Origin of the sequence: Dactylosporangium sp. CS-033363, assembly GCF_050942475.1 — a bacterium.
Taxonomy (GTDB): Bacteria; Actinomycetota; Actinomycetes; order Mycobacteriales; family Micromonosporaceae; genus Dactylosporangium.
Genome location: NZ_CP192032.1, coordinates 6,656,149 through 6,675,202, shown reverse-complemented (window position 1 = coordinate 6,675,202; position 19,054 = coordinate 6,656,149). Strand labels below are relative to the sequence as shown.

The window sequence follows — 19,054 nt, the reverse complement described above, 5'->3', positions numbered from 1 at the left end:
TGGTTGCATGTGACTCAACTATCGAGGGTAGGAGTCGGACATGCGTGGAAGAGCGGGAATGGCCGCCGTGCTGTGCGCGGTGCTGGTGGCCGGGTGCAGCGACAGCGACAATTCGGACGAGACGCCCAAGGCGCAAAGTCCCGTGCAGAGTTCGGCCGCACCGGCGGCGCCGCAAGGTTCGACGAGTGCCAAGGCGCCGGACTTCGGGGCGGCCAAGGAGATCGCGACCGGGCTCAACGTGCCGTGGGGGATCGGGTTCCTGCCCGGCGGTGACGCGCTGGTCGCCGAGCGCAACACCGGGCGGATCCTGCAGGTGCCGGCGCAGGGCGGGGCGGCGCGGCAGGTGTACCAGGTGCCGGGGGTCCAGGCGTCCGGCGAGGGCGGGCTGCTCGGGCTGGCCGTGTCGCCGGACTATGCGCAGGACGGGTACGTGTACGCGTACTTCACCGCCGCCGACGACAACCGGATCGTGCGGTTCAAGCTGGGCGGCACCGGCGGTACCCCCGAAGTCATCTTCAGCGGTCTGGCCAAGGCCGGCATCCACAACGGCGGGCGGATCGCGTTCGGGCCGGACGGGCTGCTCTACGTCGGGGCCGGGGACGCCGGGCAGCGCCAGCGCGCGCAGGACCCGAGCAGCCCGAACGGCAAGATTCTGCGGCTGTCGCCCGACGGCAGGCCGGCGCCCGGGAACCCCACCGCCGGCTCGCCGGTGTACAGCCTCGGGCACCGCAACGTGCAGGGGCTGGCCTGGGACTCGGCGGGGCGGCTGTGGGCGATCGAGTTCGGGCAGGACACGTTCGACGAGGTCAACCTGATCAAGCCGGGCGCCAACTACGGCTGGCCGACCGTCGAGGGCAAGGGGGACACGCAGGGCGGCAAGTTCACCGACCCGCTGGTGACCTGGGCGACCGACGACGCGTCACCGTCGGGCGCGGCGATCATCGGGGACACGTTGTACGTCGCCGCCCTGCGCGGTGAGCGCCTGTGGACCTTGCCGCTCAACGGGGAGCAGACGGGGCAGCCGAAGGCCGAGCTGACCGGGAAGTACGGCCGGCTGCGCACCGCCGTCGCCGCGCCCGACGGCTCGCTGTGGGTGACCACCTCGAACCGGGACGGGCGCGGCGACCCCAAGGACGGCGACGACCGGATCCTGCGCTTCTGACCGGATCAGCCGCCCTTCTGCTCGGTCTGGCCGGGCCGGATGTGGGCCGAGGCGACCGCCTTGCCCTTGGTGCTGTAGACGGTGATCCGGGGGTACTGCGCGGCCGGCAACGGCGAGGTCTTGCCGGGCGCGTTGACGACGTTGGACGGGTTCGGGTTGCCGCGCCGCTGCAGCCAGAAGATGGTGACCGGCTGCTCGGACCCGGTCCAGCGGGTGAAGGTGGCGTCGGTGGTCTTGCCGTCCATCTCGTCGATGACGCGGGACACCTCGCCCTTGTAGGCGCCGAACTCGATGAGCGAGCCGTCGCCCGCGACGCACTGGGTCAGGCCGAAGAACGGGTTCTGGTCCTCGGACAGGGTGGTGCCGGTGCAGATGCCCCCGTCGCTCTTCGGGTCGACGGTGCCGGAGGCCGAGTCGCGGCTGGCGGTGGCGAGGACGGGCGCTCCGGTCGCCACCCACAGGTACAAGATGAGCTCCTTGCCCTGCACGACGATCCCGGTCGGCATGGTGTTGCCGGTGACCTTGGCACTCGGCCCGACGTCGAGCGGGACCGGCGTCGGGGTGACGGGCCCGCCGGGGGTGGTCCCGGAGGTCTGTTCCGCGCAGGCGGAGGCGGCGAGCAGCAGTGGGATGAGCAGCAGCAGACGGCAGCGCATGTCGATGGGACGCCGCGGGGTGCTCAGATGGTTGGCGGGGCGGTGCTGCCGCGCACGACGAGTTCGGTGGCCAGCTCCACCCGGGCCGGCTCGACCGGCTCGCCGAGGGCGAGTCGCAGCACCATGCGGGCGGCGGTCGCGCCCATCTCGGCGAACGGCTGGCGCACGGTGGTCATCGGCGGGCCGCACCAGCGGGTCACCTCGATGTCGTCGAAGCCGACCACGCTGAGGTCCTGCGGGATGCGCAGGCCGAGGCGGCGGGCGGCCTCGTAGACGCCGAGGGCCTGCAGGTCGTCGCCGCACACGACGGCGGTCGGGCGGTCTGGTTGCTGTAACAGTGCGTGGCCGAGCTCGATGCCGTCCTCGAAGGTGAACCGGCCGTGGCGGACCAGCGCCGGGTCGAGCGGGAGGCCGGCGGTCTCCAGGGCGCCGCGGGTGGCCTCGAGGCGGGCGCGGGCGCAGAGGTACTCCATCGGCCCGGTGACCACGGCGATCCGCCGGTGGCCGAGGTCGAGCAGGTGCCGGGCGGCGGCGACCCCGCCGCTCCAGTTGGTGGCGCCGACCGAGGGGATGGTGTGGCCGGGCTCGCCGGTCGGGTCGAGCACCACCATCGGCACGCCGCCGGCCATGAGCTGCTCGTACTGGCGGACCCGGAACGCCGAGTTGACCGCGATGACGCCGGTGGGGCGGCGGGCCAGCAGCCGGTCGGCCGGCCGGCGGCCGCCCGGGACGGGGCCCTGCAGGTCGGTGAAGCCGACGGCGAGGCCGCGCTCGCGGACGGTCTGCTCGACGCCGCGCAGGATCTCCATCGCGAGGTGGCTCTCCAGGCCGAAGAACGCCACCTCGATGTTCGGCGTGGTGGTGGCGGCGTCGGCGCGGCGGTACCCGTGCTCGCGCAGCAGCGCCTCCACCCGGTCGCGCGTCTCGGCGGCGATCCCGGCCCGGCCGTTGAGGACCTTGGACACGGTGGGCACGGACACCCCGGCGAGCTCGGCGATCGCGGCCACGGTGACCTCGCCCCGGCGCCTGGCGCTCACAGCTTCGCCGTACTGCTGCGAATGACCAGCGGCGTGGCCAGCTCCAGCCGCGACGCGTCGAGCTTGTCGCCGGCCGCGAGGGTGAGCAGCATCCGGGTGGCGAGGGCGGCCATCTCGGTCAGCGGCTGGCGCACGGTGGTCAGCGGCGGGATCGACCAGCGGGCCTGCTCGAGGTCGTCGAAGCCGACGATGGACATGTCGTCGGGCACCCGCAGGCCGCGCTCGTAGAGGGCCTCGTACGCGCCGCGGGCCATCTCGTCGGAGCAGGCGAACAGGGCGGTCGGCGGGTTGGGCAGGTCGAGCAGGGCGAGGGTCTCGCGGTGGCCGGTCGGGCTGGTGAAGTCGCCGGTGCGGATGAAGCCGGGCGGGATCTGCAGGCCGGCGGCGTGCATGGCGGCGCGGTACCCGTCGATGCGCGCCTGCGAGCACAGCACGTCCTCCGGGCCGCCGACGACCGCGATCCGGCGGTGGCCGAGGCCGATGAGGTGCTCCGTGGCGGTCAGGGCGCCGGTCCAGTTGGTGGCGCCGACGGACGGTACCGCCGGATCGGGCTGCCCCACGGGATCGATCACGACGACCGGGATGCCGAGCCCGCCGAGCTGCTCCAGCTGAGTCGCGGACAGCTCGGACAGCACCAGCAGCACCCCGTCGGAGCGGCGCGCGGCGAGGCCGTCCAGCCAGCGGCGGTCCGGCTCGGTGCGGTGCTGGCGGCCGTGCACGGCGGAGACGACGACGCCGGTGCCGGCCCGGTGCGCGGTCTCCTCGACGCCGGCCAGGATCTGCATCGCCCACGAGTTGCCGAGGTCGACGAAGACCACGTCGATGAGCCCGGCGGCGGCCGGCTGGGCGCGGCGCGGCTTGTAGCTGTGCCGTCGCAGCAGGTCCTCGATCCGGTCCCGGGTCGCCGGGGCGACGTCGCGGCGGCCGTTGAGGACCTTGGAGACCGTGGGCACGGAGACACCGGCCTCGGCGGCGATTTCCGCCATGGTGGCCCGCTGGTGCGGCGGCATCGATCTCCCTTCGCGATGTTGGCCGTGGCAGTCTACTTCGAAAGTTTCGGCAGCCACTCCAGCTGTCGCAGAGTGTGCAGTGCCTCGCCGCCCTCGTGGCCGTTGTACGGGTACACGTGCAGCGTCTTGTCGCTTCCGGCGTAGGCGTCGAAGGCGGCGAGCGCGGTGCTCGCGGGGCACACCGGGTCGAGCCCGCCGACGCCGAAGTGGGCGGGTGCGCCCGCCCGGCGGGCGAAGTGCAGGCCGTCCACATAGGACAGCGTGCGCAGCACCTGCTCGTGGCGCTCGCGGTGGACGGCCAGGAACTGCCGGATTTCGCCGTACGGCGCGAGCTCCGTCATGCTCAGCGCCCGCTCGATGTCGCACAGGAACGGCGCCGAGGTGAGCAGCGCGAACAGGTCCGGGACCAGGCCGGCGACGGCGAGGGCCAGCCCGCCGCCCTGGCTGTTGCCGGCCGCCGCGACCCGCGCGGGGTCCACGCCGGGCAGGGCGCGCGCCGCGTCGACGGCGCGCACGGCGTCGGTGACGAGCCGGCGGTAGTAGTAGTCGTGCGGGTCGAGGATGCCGTCGGTGGTGGGCCGGGAGCCGCCGGGCGCGCCGCGGTGCGGGTCGGGGGTGTCGCCGCCGTTGCCGTACTGGTCGCCCTGGCCGCGCGCGTCCATGAGCAGGTGCGCGTAACCGGCGGTTGGCCAGGTCAGCCGCTCGATCGGCAGCCCGCGGCCGCGGCCGTAGCCGACGAACTCGACGACGGCGGGCAGGTCCTCCTCGCTGCCCGCCGGGCGCGTGTACCAGGCCCGGATCGGCGCGCCGCCGAAGCCGCCGAACGTGACGTCCCAGGTCTCCAGGAGCTGGAGCGGGGTCGGGTGCGGGCTCAGCTTCTGGATCGATGCGTTGGCCCGGGCCGCGCGCAGGGTCTCGGCCCAGAACGCGTCGAAGTCCTCCGGCTCGGCCACGGCTGCGCGCTCCTTCTTCGAAAGTTTCCGATCGCCGGAAGCCCGGCGCCGGGCGCCATGGTAGCGCTACCAGGGCGCCTGCGACAGATCGGCGTTTGCAAGTGTTTGCAGGTCATAGCGCTTCGCCAGGAACCCTTGACACGGTCCATCGAGAAATCTACATTCGCCCTTGCCGTTGCGGCGGAGTTTCCGAAAGTTTCGACAGGAGGGCGGCCCATGGTGGTCCGAGCGCGGCGCCGCACCTGGCGCGCGGCCCTACGCCGGGACTGGCAGCTGTACTCGCTCGCCGTCGTCCCGCTGGCCTTCTTCGTGATCTTCCGGTACCTGCCGATGGCCGGGAACGTGATCGCGTTCCGCCGCTACAAGCCGGGCGGGGACCTGTTCGGCGAGCGCTGGGTCGGCCTGCACTACTTCGAGATGTTCTGGGACGACCCCACGTTCTGGCACGTCTTCACCAACACCCTGATCATCGGCGGGCTCACCCTGGCCTTCACGTTCCCGCTGCCGATCGTGCTGGCCCTGCTGCTCAACGAGGTCCGCACCCGCTGGCTCAAGCGGCTGGTGCAGACCGTGTCCTACCTGCCGCACTTCATGTCCATCGTGGTCGTGGCCGGCCTGGTGTTCCAGCTGCTGGCCCTGGACGGCGCGGTGAACGCGGGCATCAAGGCGCTGGGCGGGGACGCGATCTCGTTCCTGCAGCAGCCCGGCTGGTTCCGCACGATCTACGTCTCCTCGGAGGTCTGGCAGACCGTCGGGTGGGGCACCATCCTGTACCTCGCGGCGCTCACCACGATCGACCAGCAGCTGTACGAGGCCGCGAAGATCGACGGCGCGGGCCGGTGGCGCCAGACCTGGCACGTCACGCTGCCCGGCATCCGGCCCACGATGATGACGCTGCTCATCCTCAACGTCGGCACGTTCATGGCGGTCGGCTTCGAGAAGATCCTGCTGCTGTACAACCCGTTGACCTACCCCACCGCCGACGTCATCTCCACGTACCTGTACCGGGTCGGCGTGGTCTCCGGCAGCTTCAGCTACGCGGCCGCGATCGGGCTGTTCGAGTCCGTCATCGGCCTCACGCTGGTGCTGACCACCAACTTCATCTCGCGCCGCACGGTCGGGGCGAGCCTGTGGTGAGCCGCGCGTTCAGGGTCGTCAACGCGGTCGTCCTGACCGGGGTCGTGGTGCTCACGTTGTACCCGTTCGTCAACGTCGTCGCCCGCTCGTTCAGCGACGAGCAGCACATCCAGAACGGCGACGTGAACCTGTGGCCGCGCGGGTTCAACCTGACCACGTACAAGCGCGTCATGGGCGACCCGGTGTTCTGGACCAACTACGGCAACACGGTCCTGTACACCGTGGTGGCCACCCTGATCTCGATGGTGCTGACCACCTGCTACGCGTACGTGCTGTCCAAGCGGCACCTCAAGGGCCGCACCGCGCTGGTCGGCATCGCGGTCTTCACCATGTTCTTCAACGGCGGCCTGATCCCCAACTACGTGCTGGTCAGCTCGCTCGGCCTGCGCAACACCCTGTGGGCGATCGTGCTGCCCAACGCGATCAGCGTGTTCAACCTGCTCGTGATGAAGGCGTTCTTCGAGGCGATGCCGGTCGAGCTGGAGGAGGCCGGCGCCGTGGACGGCCTGGGCACCTACGGCACCCTGCTGCGCATCGTGCTGCCGCTGTCCAAGGCGGTGGTCGCCACGATGACGCTGTTCTACGCCGTGTCGTTCTGGAACTCGTGGTTCGCGGCGTTCCTGTACCTCGACGACGCCGACCTGTTCCCCGTCACGATCTACCTGCGCAACCTCATCGCGGGGGCGACCGGCGGCACCGACATCTCCGCGCCGAGCGAGATGACGCTGCAGATCGCCGCGAACATCCAGGCCGTGACCATCGTGCTGACCGCCCTGCCGATCGTCATGGTCTACCCGTTCATCCAGCGCTACTTCGTCTCCGGCGTCACCCTCGGCGCCGTCAAGGGCTGACGCGTCTCTTTCAGGAGGACCGATGCAACTTTCTCGACGCGCCGTCTTGGGCGCCGCCGGTGCCGCCGCGTTTGCCACCATGGCCGGCTGCTCGGGCGACGACGAGACCGACGACGGCGGCAAGGCCCCCGACTACAGCGCGAACCGCGAGGGGGCGATGGACGACTACGCGGTCGGCAAGCAATTCACCGCGAAGGCGCCGCTGACGTTCCCCATCATGATGTACAGCAACGCCGCCTACCCGTACAAGGAGAGCTGGCTCTTCTTCGAGGAGCTCAAGAAGCGCACCGGCGTGACGCTGCAGTCGACGGTCGTGCCGGGCAGCGACTACAACCAGAAGCGCAGCGTCGTGGTCGCGTCCGGGGACGCACCGCTGATCATCCCGAAGACGTACCACCCCGACGAGGAGGCCTACATCGCCTCCGGCGCGATCCTGCCCGTCAGCGACCACCTCGACCTGATGCCGAACTTCAAGGAGCAGGTCGCGAAGTGGAAGCTGGAGCCGGACCTCGACGGCTTCCGGCAGGAGGACGGCAAGTTCTACCTGCTGCCCGGCCTGCACGAGGACGCCTGGCAGGACTACTCCCTCGCGATCCGCACCGACGTCCTGCAGCAGCTCGGGCTGACGATCCCCAAGACGTGGGACGATCTGCACAACGTGCTCAAGGCCATGAAACAGGCCCACCCCGACGTGTACCCCCTGTCGGACCGCTGGAGCACGCCGCCCCAGCCGGGCGGCAACAACCTGCTCAACCTCGTCGGGTCGTCCTACGGCGCCCTGGCCGGCTGGGGTTTCCAGCACACCACCTGGGACGACGGCGCCAAGAAGTTCGTGTATGCCGGGGCGACCGACCAGTACAAGCAGGTCCTGCAGTTCCTGAACACGCTCGTGGCGGAGAAGCTGGTCGACCCGGAGAGCTTCACGCAGCCCGACGACCAGGCCAAGCAGAAGTTCGCCAACGGCAAGTCGTTCGTGATGAGCTGCAACGCCCAGACGCTGGTCAACGAGATCCGGCCGAGCATCAAGAACATCCCGGGCGCGACGGTGCTGAAGATCCCGGTGCCGACCGGCAGCACGGGCGAGACCATCTACGTGTCCCGCCTCGAGTCCGGGGTGATGATCTCCGCGAAGGCCCGGCAGAGCAAGAACTTCGTCGCGCTCATGCAGTTCATGGACTGGCTGTTCTACTCGCCCGAGGGCAAGCTGTTCGCCAAGTGGGGCATCGAGGGCACCACCTACACCGGCAGCGTCGAGGACGGCTCGCTGAAGCTCGCGAGCGACGTGAACTTCGGCGGGCTCAACCCGTCCGGGACCAAGAACCTCCAGGTCGAGTACGGCTTCTTCAACGGCGTCTTCGTCTACGGCGGCTCCACGAAGCTGCTCAACTCCCAGTTCCCCAAGGAGGAGCTGGCCTTCCAGGAGGTCATGAACAAGCGCACCAACCGGCCCCAGCCGCCGCCGCGGCCGCTCAGCGCCGAGGAGCGCGAGCAGGCCACGCTGTGGGAGACCGGGCTGAAGGACACCGTCTACCAGCAGACCCTCAAGTTCATCCTGGGCCAGCGGCCGCTGTCGGAGTGGAACGCGTACGTCAGCGAGCTCAAGGGCAAGAACATGGACAAGTACGTCGACACGGTCAACGCCGCGTACCAGCGGTACAAGAAGGCGCACGGCTGAGTGACCGCCCCGATGCTCGTGCCGGACCGGCCCTCGGGCCGCCTCACCGACGCCTGGCGCCACTCCGTCGGCGCCGGGCGGTTCGAGCTGGCCCTGCGCCGCGACTACCAGGACTCCCTCGCCCTCGTGCAGCGGGAGATCGGGTTCCGGCACATCCGCCAGCACGGCGTGCTCAGCGACGGCGTCGGCGTCTACCGCCCGTACCAGTTCGGCGGCGAGCGGCGGGTGGCGCACGCGTTCACGTACGTCGACCAGGTCGTCGACGCCTACCTCACGCTGGGGGTGCGGCCGTTCGTCGAGCTCGGCTTCACCCCGGCGGCGCTCGGCTCCGGCTCGCAGACGGTCTTCTGGTGGCAGGGGAACGTGACGCCGCCCTCGTCGCCGGCCGAGTGGACCGCGCTCGTGCGGGCGTTCATGGCGCACCTCGTCGACCGGTACGGGCTCGACGAGGTGCGCACCTGGCCGATCGAGGTCTGGAACGAGCCGGACCTGACGGTGTTCTGGCCGGGCGCGGACCAGGACGCCTACCACCGGCTGTACGAGCTGACGGTGTCCGCGGTGAAGTCCGTCGACGCGTCGCTGCAGGTGGGCGGGCCGGCGTTGTCGCCCGGGGCCTCGGACGAGTGGCTGCTGCGCTTCGCGGACTTCGTGGCCGCTCGTTCGGTGCCGGTCGACTTCGTGAGCCGGCACGCCTACACCTCCGGGCCCGCGCAGGCGGTGCCGTTTCTGTCGTACCAGACGCTGCGGCCCTCCGCGGCGCTGCTGGAGCAGTTCGGGGCGCCGCGGAAGGCCCTCGCCGGGACGTCGCTGGACGGGCTGCCGGTGCACATCACGGAGTTCAGCTCGTCGTACCGGCCCGACAACCCGATCCACGACACGGCGTTTCACGCGGCCTATCTGGCGCCGGTGGTCGCGGCGGCGGGCGATCTTGTGGACTCGTTCTCGTACTGGACGTTCTGCGACACGTTCGAGGAGGCGGGGGTGCCGGCGGCGCTGTTCCATGGCGGGTTCGGGCTGCTGACGCATCGGCAGATCAAGAAGCCGACCTTTCACCTGTACGCGTTTCTGGCGCGTATGGGGCCTGACGTGCTGGCGCGCGGTGCTGATTTTCTGGTCACCCGGGACGCGTCCGGTCAGGTGACGGTGCTGGCCTGGGCGCCGGTCGATCACACCGGGCGGTCTCCTGTGCACGGGCATCGGGTGCGGTTGTCGGTGCCCATCGGCGCGTCTGCCTCCGCCTTTGTTGCGCGTTCTTCTGTCTCCGAGGAGGCGGGGAACGCTCGGGCGGCCTGGGCGGCCATGGGGCGGCCCGCTTCGCCGTTGCCCCGTCAGCTCGACGCGTTGCGAGAGGCGGCGGAGCCGGTGCGGACGCATCGCAGTGTGCCGGTGGTCGGGGGGCGGGTCGAGCTGGATCTGGTGCTGGGGCTGCATGAGGTGACGCTGGTCGAGGTGAGCGCGGTGTGCGACGAGACGCCGCCGTGGTTCGACGATGCCCGGTTGTTCGGCGGTGATGTTGCGTGACGACGCTTGCCCGGTTCTCCGCGCTGGTCTACACGCTGTTCGTCGTCGAGGTGCTGTTCGTGGTGGCGGCGGCGCCCGGGCTGGTGGTGCTGTTGCTGCTCGCTCCGGACGGTCGCAATGTGCCGCTGTTCGTGTTGTGCGCGGTCCCGCTCGGGCCGGCCGCTTCAGCCGCTGTCTACGCCGTGCACCGGCGGGGGTCCGACCTCGCGGATCTGCACCCGGCGCGGACGTTCCTGCGCGGGTACCGGCTGAATGTGCTCGGTGTGCTGCGCGTCTGGCTGCCGGCGCTGGTTGTGCTGGCGGTGCTGTTCGTTTCGCTCGTCAACCGGACGGCCGCGGGGGTTCCGGGGTGGTGGTTCTGGCTGCTGGTGGTGCTCGCCTCGGTCATCCTGCTCTGGAGCGTGAACGCTGTGGTGATTTCGTCGCTGTACGTGTTCCGCGCTTCCGACGTTGCGCGGTTGGCTGCGTACTTTCTCGCGCACCGGCCCGGTGTCGCTTTGGGCACGGCCGGACTGTTGCTGAGCGCGGGGGCGATCACCGTGCTGGCGTCGGAGGCGTTCGTGCTGCTGCCGGCGTCGTTGTTCATTGCCGCGCTTCTGCTCGTGTGCCGGCCGATGTGCGCGGACATCGAGCGGCGGTTCGTGGCGTGAATGCGCGGATGGACACGTTGCGGCAGCGGCTTGGCGGGTTCGCGTTCGGCGGGGACTACAACCCCGAGCAGTGGGACCGGGCGGTGTGGCAGGAGGACGTCGAACTCATGCGGCGGGCCGGCGTCAACCTGGTCACCGTCGGGGTGTTCGCCTGGGCGTCGCTGGAACCCTCGCCGGGGCGGTTCGAGTTCGGCTGGCTCGACGAGGTGATGGACCTGCTGCACGCGGGCGGGATCAGCGTCGACCTGGCCACGCCGACCATGGCGCCGCCGGTGTGGTTGTCGCAGGACGATCCCTCGGTGTTGCCCGTCATGGAGGACGGTTCGCGGTTCGGGTTCGGCAACCGGCTGCACTACGACCCGGCGTCGCCGCGGTACCGGTCGCACGCCGTGCGCATCGCCGACCGGCTCGCCGCCAGGTACTCGGGGCATCCGGCGCTGGCGATGTGGCACATCAGCAACGAGTACGGGCCGACGTCCTATGGCCCGTCGTCGGCCGTGGCGTTCCGCTCGTGGCTGCAGTCGCGCTACGGGTCGCTCGACGCGCTCAACGACGCCTGGTACACCCGGTTCTGGGGCCAGCGCTACACCGACTGGGAGCAGGTCGGCCCACCGTCGGTGCCGCGCTCGTGGTCGAACCCCGCTCGGCGCCTCGACTTCAAGCGGTTCGTCTCCGACGCGCTGCTGGAGTGCTTCGTCGCGGAACGGGACGCGGTCCGGCGGTACCGTGACGACCTCCCCATCGTCACGAACTTCATGCGCTTCTACCGCCACGCCGACTACTGGCGGTGGGCCGGCTTCGAGGACGCGGTCGCGCTGGACATCTACCCCGACCCGGGCGTGGCCGACTCGCACGTGGCGGCGGCGCTCAACTTCGACCTGATGCGCTCACTGCGCGGCGAGCCGTGGCTGCTCATGGAACAGGCGGCGTCGGCGGTCTCGCAGTGGAAGGTGAACAACGTCAAGCGGCCGGGGCGGATGCGGCTCGGCTCGTACCAGGCGCTCGCCCACGGCTCCGACAGCGTCCTGTTCTTCCAGTGGCGCGCCTCCCGCGGCGGCCACGAACGCTTCCACTCGGCGATGCTGCCGCACTCGGGCACGTCCTCCCGCACGTGGGCCGAGGTCGTGGCGCTGGGCAACGAACTGCGGCGCCTCGCGCCTGTGGTGGGTTCGTGCTCTTCCTCAGCGCACGTCGGGCTCCTGTTCGACTGGGACGCCTGGTGGGGCCTGGAGGTCACGCACGGCCTGCCCCGCAACGACTTCGACTATGCGTGGATTGCCGAGTCGTTCTACCGGCCGCTGCTGGAGGCGCACTACGCGGTGGACCTGGTGTCGTTCGGCTCGGACCTGTCGCCGTACCGGATTCTTGTCGTACCCAGCGCGTACCTTGTCCATGACGGGTTCGCCGCGGCGCTCGAGGAGTTCACGGAGGCCGGCGGAACCGTCGTGATCTCCTTTTTCTCCGGTGTCGTCGATCGGGACAACCAGGTTCGGCAGCCCGCCTACCCGGGGGCGTTCCGCCGGCTCATCGGGGCATACATAGACGAGTACTGGCCGGCGCGAGAGGGGGAGACGTTCGAGGTCGAGTTCGCCGACGGCACGACCGCGACCGCCGACTGGTGGCAGGACAGCCTGCACCCTGAGACGGCCACGGTCCTGGGCGAGTACACCACCGGCGACCTGGCGGGCCGCCCGGCGCTGATCCGCAACGACTTCGGCGCGGGCCGCGTCGTCTACCTGGGCACCCGCCTGGAACCGTCCGCCCTGCGCGACACCCTGCTGAGCGCCGTGCGGGCCGCGGGCGCGTCCCCGGTGCTGGAGGGCGCCCCGCCGTACGTCGAGGCCACGCGGCGCGACCGCTACCTGTTCCTGCTCAACCACTCGGACGCCCGCACGGCCACGGTCACGGTGCCGGGCCCGGGCGTCGACCTACTGACGGGCGCCGCCGTGGAGGATGCGGTCGTGCTGGCCCCGCTCGCGGTCGCCGTGGTGGACCTGTCATGACCCGCCCCGTCGTCGCCGCCGCGTCCAGCCAGTCCGCCGATCCGCCGTGCGCTGATCCGTCGCGCCCCGAGCCGTCGCGCCCCGAGCCGTCGCGCGCTGATCCACCGCGCGCGGTGCCGCGGTGCGCTGCTAGGGGTCGCGGTGCTGGTTCGGGCCGTGTGGTGGTGCCGTGCGCTGCTCGGGGTCGCGGTGCCGGGCCCGGGCGTAGACCTGCTGAACGGCGCCGCGGTGCAGGAGGCCGTCGTGCTGTGCCCGCTCGCGGTCGCCGTGGTGGAGCGGGCATGACCCGCCACGTTGCCGTCGCGGCCGGAGAGTCCGCCGATGCGCCCCGCGTGGTGTTGCGTTGCGCCTCTCACGGTGACGGTGCCGGTTCGAGCCGTGCGGCGATGTCGTGCGTTGCGGGCTGCAGTCGGCATGGTGGCGGCGCGTGTGCCTGTCGTGCGGCGGTGCCGTGCGCGGCGGGCGGCGGTCGAAATGGCGGCGCGTGTGCCTGTCGAACCATGGTGTCGTGCGCTGCCTGCGGCGGGCTGTCAGCGAGCCGAGATCAGGCGTCCAGCCGGCCCGCCGATCCGCGCCGCCTCGTATTGCCGGGCGGAGTTCGTGGTGGCGGTGCGGTCGTGAACGGGGTGGGGCGGTCGTGAGCTGGGTGCATCCGGCGTGGCTGCCGCAGGTCGCGGCTCGGCCCGATCCAGGACTGGCCGGCGGCGAGTGGGGCGTTGGCGAGGGCGTGGTGCTGCGGCTCGATCCGGAGTGTGGGCTTGGGGCGGAGGCGTACACGATCTCGCGGGTCGGCGGGGTGACCACCGTGGTCGCGGCGGACGAGGCCGGGCTCATGTACGGGGCGTTTCACTCGCTGCGCGTCGCCGGGGACTTCGGGGCGGAGACGCATCGGCCGGTCAAGGGGCGGCGGGTGGTGCAGCACTGGGACAACGTGTTCGTGCACCCCGTGATGGGACAGGTGGAGCGGGGGTACTCGGGCGGGTCGGTCTTCTGGGAGGACGGGGCGCTGACCTCGGACCTCGGGCGGGTGAGCGACTATGCGCGACTGCTCGCCTCGACCGGGATCAACCTGGTGTCGGTGAACAACGTCAACGTGCACGCGGGGGAGGCGCGGCTGCTCACCGAGCGGATCGGGGAGGTGGCGGTGCTGGCGGGGCGCTTCAGGCCGTACCATATCCGGGTTTTGCTCTCGGTGTCCTTTGCCTCGCCCATGATGCTCGGCGGGCTCGACACCGCCGACCCGTGTGATGGGCGGGTGCGGGACTGGTGGGCGGCGGCGGCTCGGCAGGTGTATGCGCGCATCCCGGACTTCGGCGGGTTCGTCGTCAAGGCGGACTCCGAAGGGCAGCCGGGGCCGTATGCCTATGGGCGCACGCATGCCGACGGGGCGAACGTGCTGGCCGCCGCGCTCGCGCCGTTCGGGGGCGAGGTGTACTGGCGCGCGTTTGTGTACAACCATCGGCAGGACTGGCGGGACCGGTCCACCGATCGGGCGCGGGCGGCGTTCGAGCACTTCGCGCCGCTCGACGGGCGGTTCGCGGACAACGTGGTCGTGCAGGTCAAGCACGGGCCGATCGACTTCCAGACCCGCGAGCCGGTCTCACCGGTGCTGCTCGCGATGCCCGCGACGCGGCTGGCGGTGGAGTTGCAGGCGACGCAGGAGTACACGGGGCAGCAGCGGCACCTGTGCTACCTGCCTCCTATGTGGACGTCGGCGTTGTCCACTGTGGCCGATCGTGTGGACGCAGTCGTGACGGTGTCCAATGTGGGCGAGGACGCCTACTGGACGGGGCATCCGCTGGCGCAGGCGAACCTGTACGCGGCCGGGCGGCTGGCCTGGGATCCCTCGCTCGATCCGGTCGCGGTGCTCGACGAGTGGATTTCGCTCACCTTTCCGGATGCGGCGCGCGCGACGTTGCATGCGCTGATGGACCGGTCGTGGTGCGTGTATGAGCAGTACACGGCGCCGCTCGGGGCCGGGTTCATGGTGCATCCGGGCGATCACTACGGGCCGGATGTGGACGGGTACGAGTACAGCCGGTGGGGGACGTACCACTTCGCGGACCGGGACGGGGTCGGCGTCGACCGCACGCGGGCCACGGGGACCGGGTTCACGGGGCAGTATCCGGTGCCGTGGCGCGACGAGTACGAGTCGCTCGCCACGTGCCCGGACGAGCTGCTGCTGTTCTTCCACCACGTGCCGTACGAACACGTGCTTCGCTCTGGAACCACCGTCATTCAGCACATCTATGATGCGCACTTCGCCGGCGCGGCGGCTGTTGCGCGGATGCGGCGGCGGTGGTCGGAGCTGGCGCCCGAGCTGGTCGGGGCCGGGCTGCACGAGCGGGTGAGCGAACGGCTGGCCGAACAGGAGCGTTCGGCGATCGAGTGGCGCGATCAGATCAACACGTACTTCCTGCGCAAGTCCGGCGTCCCCGACGCGCACGGGCGGCGCATTTTCTGATTCACCGGTCGACGATGTTGCGCAGGTGGGCACCGGTGCGCAGGGCGGTCAGGTTTTCGGTGATCAGGGCGGCGGCGCCGATCGGGCGGCCGCCGGCGGCGTGGGGCGTGATGATGACGTTCGGCTCGTCCCACAGGCCGGAGTCGATCGGCAGCGGCTCGGTTTCGAACACGTCCAGGGCGGCGCCGGCGATGCGGCCGGCGCGGATTGCGGCCAGGACCGCCGACTCGTTGACCGTGGCGCCGCGGCCCACGTTGATCACCCAGGCGTGGGACGGCAGGAGGTACAGCTGGTCGGCGCTCAGGGCGTGGCGGGTCTCGTCGGTGGCGGGCAGGATCATGACGAGCACGTCCGTGGTGGGCAGGACCGTGGGCAGGGTGCCGACGCCCAGCACCTGGTAGCCGGCCCGGTCGCCGGGGTGGCGGGCGATGCCGGTGACGTTCGCGCCGAGCGCGGTCAGGTGCGGGGCCAGGGTCGCCGCGATGCCGCCGAAGCCCCAGATCGTGACGTTGGCGCCACGCAGGGTGCGGAAGGTGCCGGGCGGGGCCACGGGCTGCAGGCCGCCCAGTTCGCCGGCCCAGCGGTGGCCGACCTGTGCGCGAATGAGCAGGTTGAGGCGGCGCGCGGCGGCGAGGATGAGCGAAAGTGCGTGTTCGGCCACGGTCAGGTCGTGCAATGAGCGTCCGGACGTGATGAGGATGTCCGGTTGGAAGCCCGCCGCCAGTACCGCGTCCGGGCCCGCCGCGAGGGTCTGGATCCAGCGCAGGCGGGGCAGGCGGGTGGCCGAATCGCGCAGTTGGGGCGCGGAGTTGCCCCAGACGACCAGCGCCTCGGCGTCCGTGTGCTCGTCGGGGACGGGTGCGTCGACGGCGTAGCGGACGGCGGTGACATCCGTCGGTACGGTCAGGTCCAGGTCGATGCTGTCCGGCAGCAGCAGCTTCATCCCGCCCATTATTCGCGCTTGCGTTCGGTCGATAGAGTCCGGCGCCATGGAGCTGGCTGAGCACACGCTGGTCGCCGCGGTCCGGGAGCCGGAGTTCTGGCGGTGCTACGCGTTCGACGACCACGACGGGTTCGACTTCGAGGAGGCCGGCGAGCAGCTCGCGTGGCGGCTCAACGACCTCGAACCGGCCGACGACGAGGACGATCTCGAATCCGCGCAGGTCATCCTGCCCGTCCGCGACGGGTGGTGGCTCGGGCTGGAGCTGAACTTCGAGATCACCCTGCACGAGTTGTACCTGCAGAGCGGCGAGGATGACGACGACGAGGACCTGCCGTACCTCTCGCTGGAGCTGGGACACTGGGACCAGGCCCGCTGGCACCCGTTCTGCCTGCGGTGGAGCGAGGTCGAGGCCGTCGTTGCGCGAATGCGCACCGCGAAGCACCCGCTTCCGGCCGATGTCGGCCTGCTGCTGCTCGCGCGGTGGGTCGGGCACGGGTCGGACGAGACGGCGCTGCTCGCCGAGCACCGCGCGGTCGTCGCCGGTGCGTTCGAGCGGCTCGGGCTCTTCCGCGGCGAGGAGGCGGCGCGGATGGCGGCGCAGCTCATGCAGGCGGTGCCGGAGGACGACTACGCGTGGCGGTGGGACGGCGAGCGGGGGTGGGTGCTGGAGGGGGAGTACGCGGGGTACTCGAACCGCAACCCCGGCCACGGGCGCTTCCCGTTCGAGGAGTTCACCGAGTTCCGCGCGCAGTTGGGCGTGTCTTCCTGAACCAGCGGTGCAGTACCGACGGGGGAAGGACGGCCGCCGTGAGCCGGGCCCGGCGGCCGGCGCGGGTGGCCAGGCCGGTGCGCACGGCGCGGATCGCGGTGCGCAGGTCGGGTGCGGGGAGTGGCCGGGCCGCGTACCGTGCGTGCTCCTCGGCCGTCCGCAGCGCCCGCACGCCGTCGAGCGCCGCCGTGTCCAGGCCGGTCAGGCGCTGCGCGACCGCGCGCGGGGTCTCGCCGGCCCGGGGCGCGATGCGGTAGTCGGCCATCGTGTCGAGCAGTTCGGCCCAGGCGTCGTGCACGGTGGCCCGCTGGAGCCGGCGGCGGCGGGTGCGGGACCGGGCCAGGGCCGGCAGGGCGAGCAGCGCGAGCAGGAGGCCGCTGAGCGCCCAGGTCGGCGTCGCGGCGGTGCTCGGTGGGGAGCCGGGGCTGATCGGGGTGGCGGCCGAGGTGACCGGAGTGGGGCTCGCGACCCCGGTGCTCGTGGCCGCGGTCGGCGCCGGGGCGGGGGCCGGCGCGCCGGTGGCGCCGGGCGGGGTGGCGTCGAAGGGGATCCAGCCGTACCCCGGGAAGAAGGCCTCGGTCCAGGCGTGCAGATCGTGGTTGGTCAGGGTCGTCGTCCGCCCGTGCCCACTCGGGTGAGCGACGAATCCGATCGCCACGCGCGCGGGAATGCCCGCCGCGCGCAGGAGCCAGGCGAAGGCGGCCGCGTACTGCGTGCAGAACCCGCGCCGATCGCGCAGGAAGTCGGTGATCGCGGAGCCGCTCGTGTCGGGCCCGGTCTTCGTGTCGTACACGAAGTGGTTCGCCGGCGAGAAGAAGTTCTTGATCGCCTGGACCTTGTCGTACTCCGTGGTCTGGCCGGCGATCAGGCCTGGCACGAGCGACTGCACGACCAGGTTCGGCGGCACGCTGAGCAGGTCGCGCAGCGCCGGGTCGGCCGCGTCCACGGCAGGCGCGCGCCGCAGCTCGTCGGGCCCGGCCTCCGGCCGCACATACTCCATCGTGTACTGCTGGTTGGCTGTGGTGCGCTGCTCGGAGTACACCATCTGCGTTCTGGGCTCGAAAAGCCAGCTCGCATCGACACCGCGAACGCTCGTCGGCCACCCGTAAACGGGCAGCGTCCCGGCGGTGAAACGCGCACCGATGCGCACCTCGGCGCGGTGGGTGCCGGTGCGCACGTCGGCCCCGAAGGCGGGACGGGGCAGACCGCTGGTGACGGGCCTGGTCGCGCCGTGCGGCAGCGGCGCGAACCCGTCGTTGCTGAGCTGTTCGAGCGTGGCGAGGCGCAGGTTCCCGGGCTGCGGGTCGTCTCCCGTCACGTCCAGCAGCGCGACGGCCTCGGGCCGGTTGAGCTCCCCGGACAGCAACGCGAGCAGGTCGACATCCCCGGCGCGCCCGTTTCCGGTGCCGGGCGACCAGGGCTGCACGGGCAGCAGCGCGGCGGGCAGCAGCAACGGCAGCGCCACGGCGAGCGCCACCCCGGCGAGCCCGAGTCCCCGCCCGGCCGCGGCGAGCGACAGCGAACGCTGACCGCCGATGCGCCGCCCGAACGTGCGCACCTGCGCGATTCTGTCCGCGCCGAGCAGCCAGACGAACCCGACCGCACCGAGCGCGAACGGCCACCAGTCCGTACCGCCATCGAGCGCCGCGACCGGAACCGTGTACACCGCGAGCATCGGCAGCCCGGCGAGCGCCGGCCGCCGCAGCTCGACCACGAGCACGTCGACGACCAGCCCGAGCACCGCGACCCCGGCGATGGCAAGGAACCGCAGCCCGTCATGATCCCCGACCGGCGCGGCGAAGCGGTGCAGCTGCGCGGACGCCTCGCCGACGAGCTCCGCGGCGTGGCGACCGGGGAAGAGCGCGGCGAGCGTAAACACGGCCGCGGCGGCCATCGCGGCGCTGGCCGCCCAGGCGGGCGTGCGCCAGCGCCGGACCAGCGCACCGGCGAGCGCCATGGCCGCGAGGACCAGCGCGGACTGCCAGGCCCAGGTGTACCGCGTGAACACGTTCACCAGCGGCGCGGCCGCAAGCCCGGCCGATCCGAGAGCAACGGGCGTGAGCCGCACGCGTTGGTTCATGTCGATAGAACGCCCGAGCCCCCGGATCGCGTTGCCCGGCCCTGGGCCTTCGAGTCAGAAGTCGGCTGAGCGTTCACGTAGATGAGATCCCCGAAGGCCTCATTTTGTCCACTGCCCGGTTCGTCGCGCTGCCCCGAGCCGGC

General features: G+C 71.3%; 16 protein-coding genes. 10 read left to right on the top strand and 6 right to left on the bottom strand.

Annotated features, from left to right (window positions below; genetic code table 11):
* Positions 1-40: 40 nt before the first annotated feature.
* Complete coding sequence (locus ACQPZ4_RS30825; RefSeq protein WP_433043056.1) at positions 41-1,162, top strand: PQQ-dependent sugar dehydrogenase; 1,122 nt, start codon at positions 41-43, stop codon at positions 1,160-1,162.
* A 5-nt stretch (positions 1,163-1,167) separates the two neighbouring features.
* Here the strand turns inward: ACQPZ4_RS30825 and ACQPZ4_RS30820 are convergent, their stop codons facing one another.
* The 4 genes from ACQPZ4_RS30820 to ACQPZ4_RS30805 are packed head-to-tail and all read right to left on the bottom strand — an operon-like array spanning position 1,168 to position 4,818.
* Complete coding sequence (locus ACQPZ4_RS30820; protein ID WP_433043053.1) at positions 1,168-1,818, bottom strand: hypothetical protein; 651 nt, start codon at positions 1,816-1,818, stop codon at positions 1,168-1,170.
* Between the two features lie 23 nt (positions 1,819-1,841).
* Positions 1,842-2,855 (bottom strand): LacI family DNA-binding transcriptional regulator, encoded by a 1,014-nt coding sequence (locus ACQPZ4_RS30815; RefSeq protein ID WP_433043050.1) that lies wholly within the window; start codon positions 2,853-2,855, stop codon positions 1,842-1,844.
* On the bottom strand, positions 2,852-3,841 hold the full coding sequence (locus tag ACQPZ4_RS30810; protein ID WP_433043047.1) for a LacI family DNA-binding transcriptional regulator: 990 nt from the start codon (positions 3,839-3,841) through the stop codon (positions 2,852-2,854). Before ACQPZ4_RS30810 ends, ACQPZ4_RS30815 begins: the two co-directional genes overlap by 4 nt.
* A gap of 56 nt (positions 3,842-3,897) precedes the next feature.
* Positions 3,898-4,818: an acetylxylan esterase gene (locus ACQPZ4_RS30805; protein WP_433043044.1), complete on the bottom strand. Its 921-nt coding sequence runs from the start codon at positions 4,816-4,818 to the stop codon at positions 3,898-3,900.
* A 216-nt stretch (positions 4,819-5,034) separates the two neighbouring features.
* On the opposite strand from ACQPZ4_RS30805, the gene ACQPZ4_RS30800 reads away from it, so the two are divergent.
* From ACQPZ4_RS30800 to ACQPZ4_RS30765, 8 genes are all read left to right on the top strand, one after another.
* On the top strand, positions 5,035-5,955 hold the full coding sequence (locus tag ACQPZ4_RS30800) for an ABC transporter permease (protein WP_433043041.1): 921 nt from the start codon (positions 5,035-5,037) through the stop codon (positions 5,953-5,955).
* A complete protein-coding gene (locus ACQPZ4_RS30795; RefSeq protein WP_433043038.1) occupies positions 5,952-6,806 on the top strand; it encodes a carbohydrate ABC transporter permease in 855 nt (284 codons plus the stop codon). Before ACQPZ4_RS30800 ends, ACQPZ4_RS30795 begins: the two co-directional genes overlap by 4 nt.
* 22 nt (positions 6,807-6,828) lie before the next feature.
* The gene (locus tag ACQPZ4_RS30790) at positions 6,829-8,481 is read left to right on the top strand and encodes an ABC transporter substrate-binding protein (RefSeq protein ID WP_433043035.1); all 1,653 of its coding nucleotides are present in this window, start codon (positions 6,829-6,831) and stop codon (positions 8,479-8,481) included.
* Positions 8,482-10,002, top strand: a complete 1,521-nt coding sequence (locus ACQPZ4_RS30785; RefSeq protein ID WP_433043032.1) for a GH39 family glycosyl hydrolase — start codon at positions 8,482-8,484, stop codon at positions 10,000-10,002. It abuts the gene before it with no gap.
* Complete coding sequence (locus ACQPZ4_RS30780) at positions 9,999-10,652, top strand: hypothetical protein (protein ID WP_433043029.1); 654 nt, start codon at positions 9,999-10,001, stop codon at positions 10,650-10,652. The genes ACQPZ4_RS30785 and ACQPZ4_RS30780 overlap by 4 nt, the downstream gene beginning before the upstream one ends.
* Positions 10,653-10,660: 8 nt before the next feature.
* Positions 10,661-12,655, top strand: coding sequence for a beta-galactosidase (locus ACQPZ4_RS30775; RefSeq protein WP_433043026.1), 1,995 nt, complete (start codon positions 10,661-10,663; stop codon positions 12,653-12,655).
* 141 nt (positions 12,656-12,796) lie between these two features.
* Positions 12,797-12,940 (top strand): hypothetical protein, encoded by a 144-nt coding sequence (locus tag ACQPZ4_RS30770; protein WP_433043023.1) that lies wholly within the window; start codon positions 12,797-12,799, stop codon positions 12,938-12,940.
* A gap of 352 nt (positions 12,941-13,292) precedes the next feature.
* Positions 13,293-15,119: an alpha-glucuronidase gene (locus ACQPZ4_RS30765; RefSeq protein WP_433043021.1), complete on the top strand. Its 1,827-nt coding sequence runs from the start codon at positions 13,293-13,295 to the stop codon at positions 15,117-15,119.
* A 1-nt stretch (position 15,120) separates the two neighbouring features.
* Here the strand turns inward: ACQPZ4_RS30765 and ACQPZ4_RS30760 are convergent, their stop codons facing one another.
* Entirely contained in the window at positions 15,121-16,062 is a 942-nt protein-coding gene (locus tag ACQPZ4_RS30760) for a phosphoglycerate dehydrogenase (RefSeq protein ID WP_433043018.1), read from the bottom strand.
* A gap of 46 nt (positions 16,063-16,108) precedes the next feature.
* Here ACQPZ4_RS30760 and ACQPZ4_RS30755 point away from each other — a divergent pair, with 46 nt between their 5' ends.
* The gene (locus ACQPZ4_RS30755; RefSeq protein WP_433043015.1) at positions 16,109-16,831 is read left to right on the top strand and encodes a hypothetical protein; all 723 of its coding nucleotides are present in this window, start codon (positions 16,109-16,111) and stop codon (positions 16,829-16,831) included.
* On the opposite strand, the gene ACQPZ4_RS30750 is transcribed toward ACQPZ4_RS30755, so the two are convergent.
* Positions 16,794-18,911 (bottom strand): DUF3488 and transglutaminase-like domain-containing protein, encoded by a 2,118-nt coding sequence (locus tag ACQPZ4_RS30750; RefSeq protein ID WP_433043012.1) that lies wholly within the window; start codon positions 18,909-18,911, stop codon positions 16,794-16,796. The genes ACQPZ4_RS30755 and ACQPZ4_RS30750 overlap by 38 nt on opposite strands.
* Between the last annotated feature and the right edge of the window lie 143 nt (positions 18,912-19,054).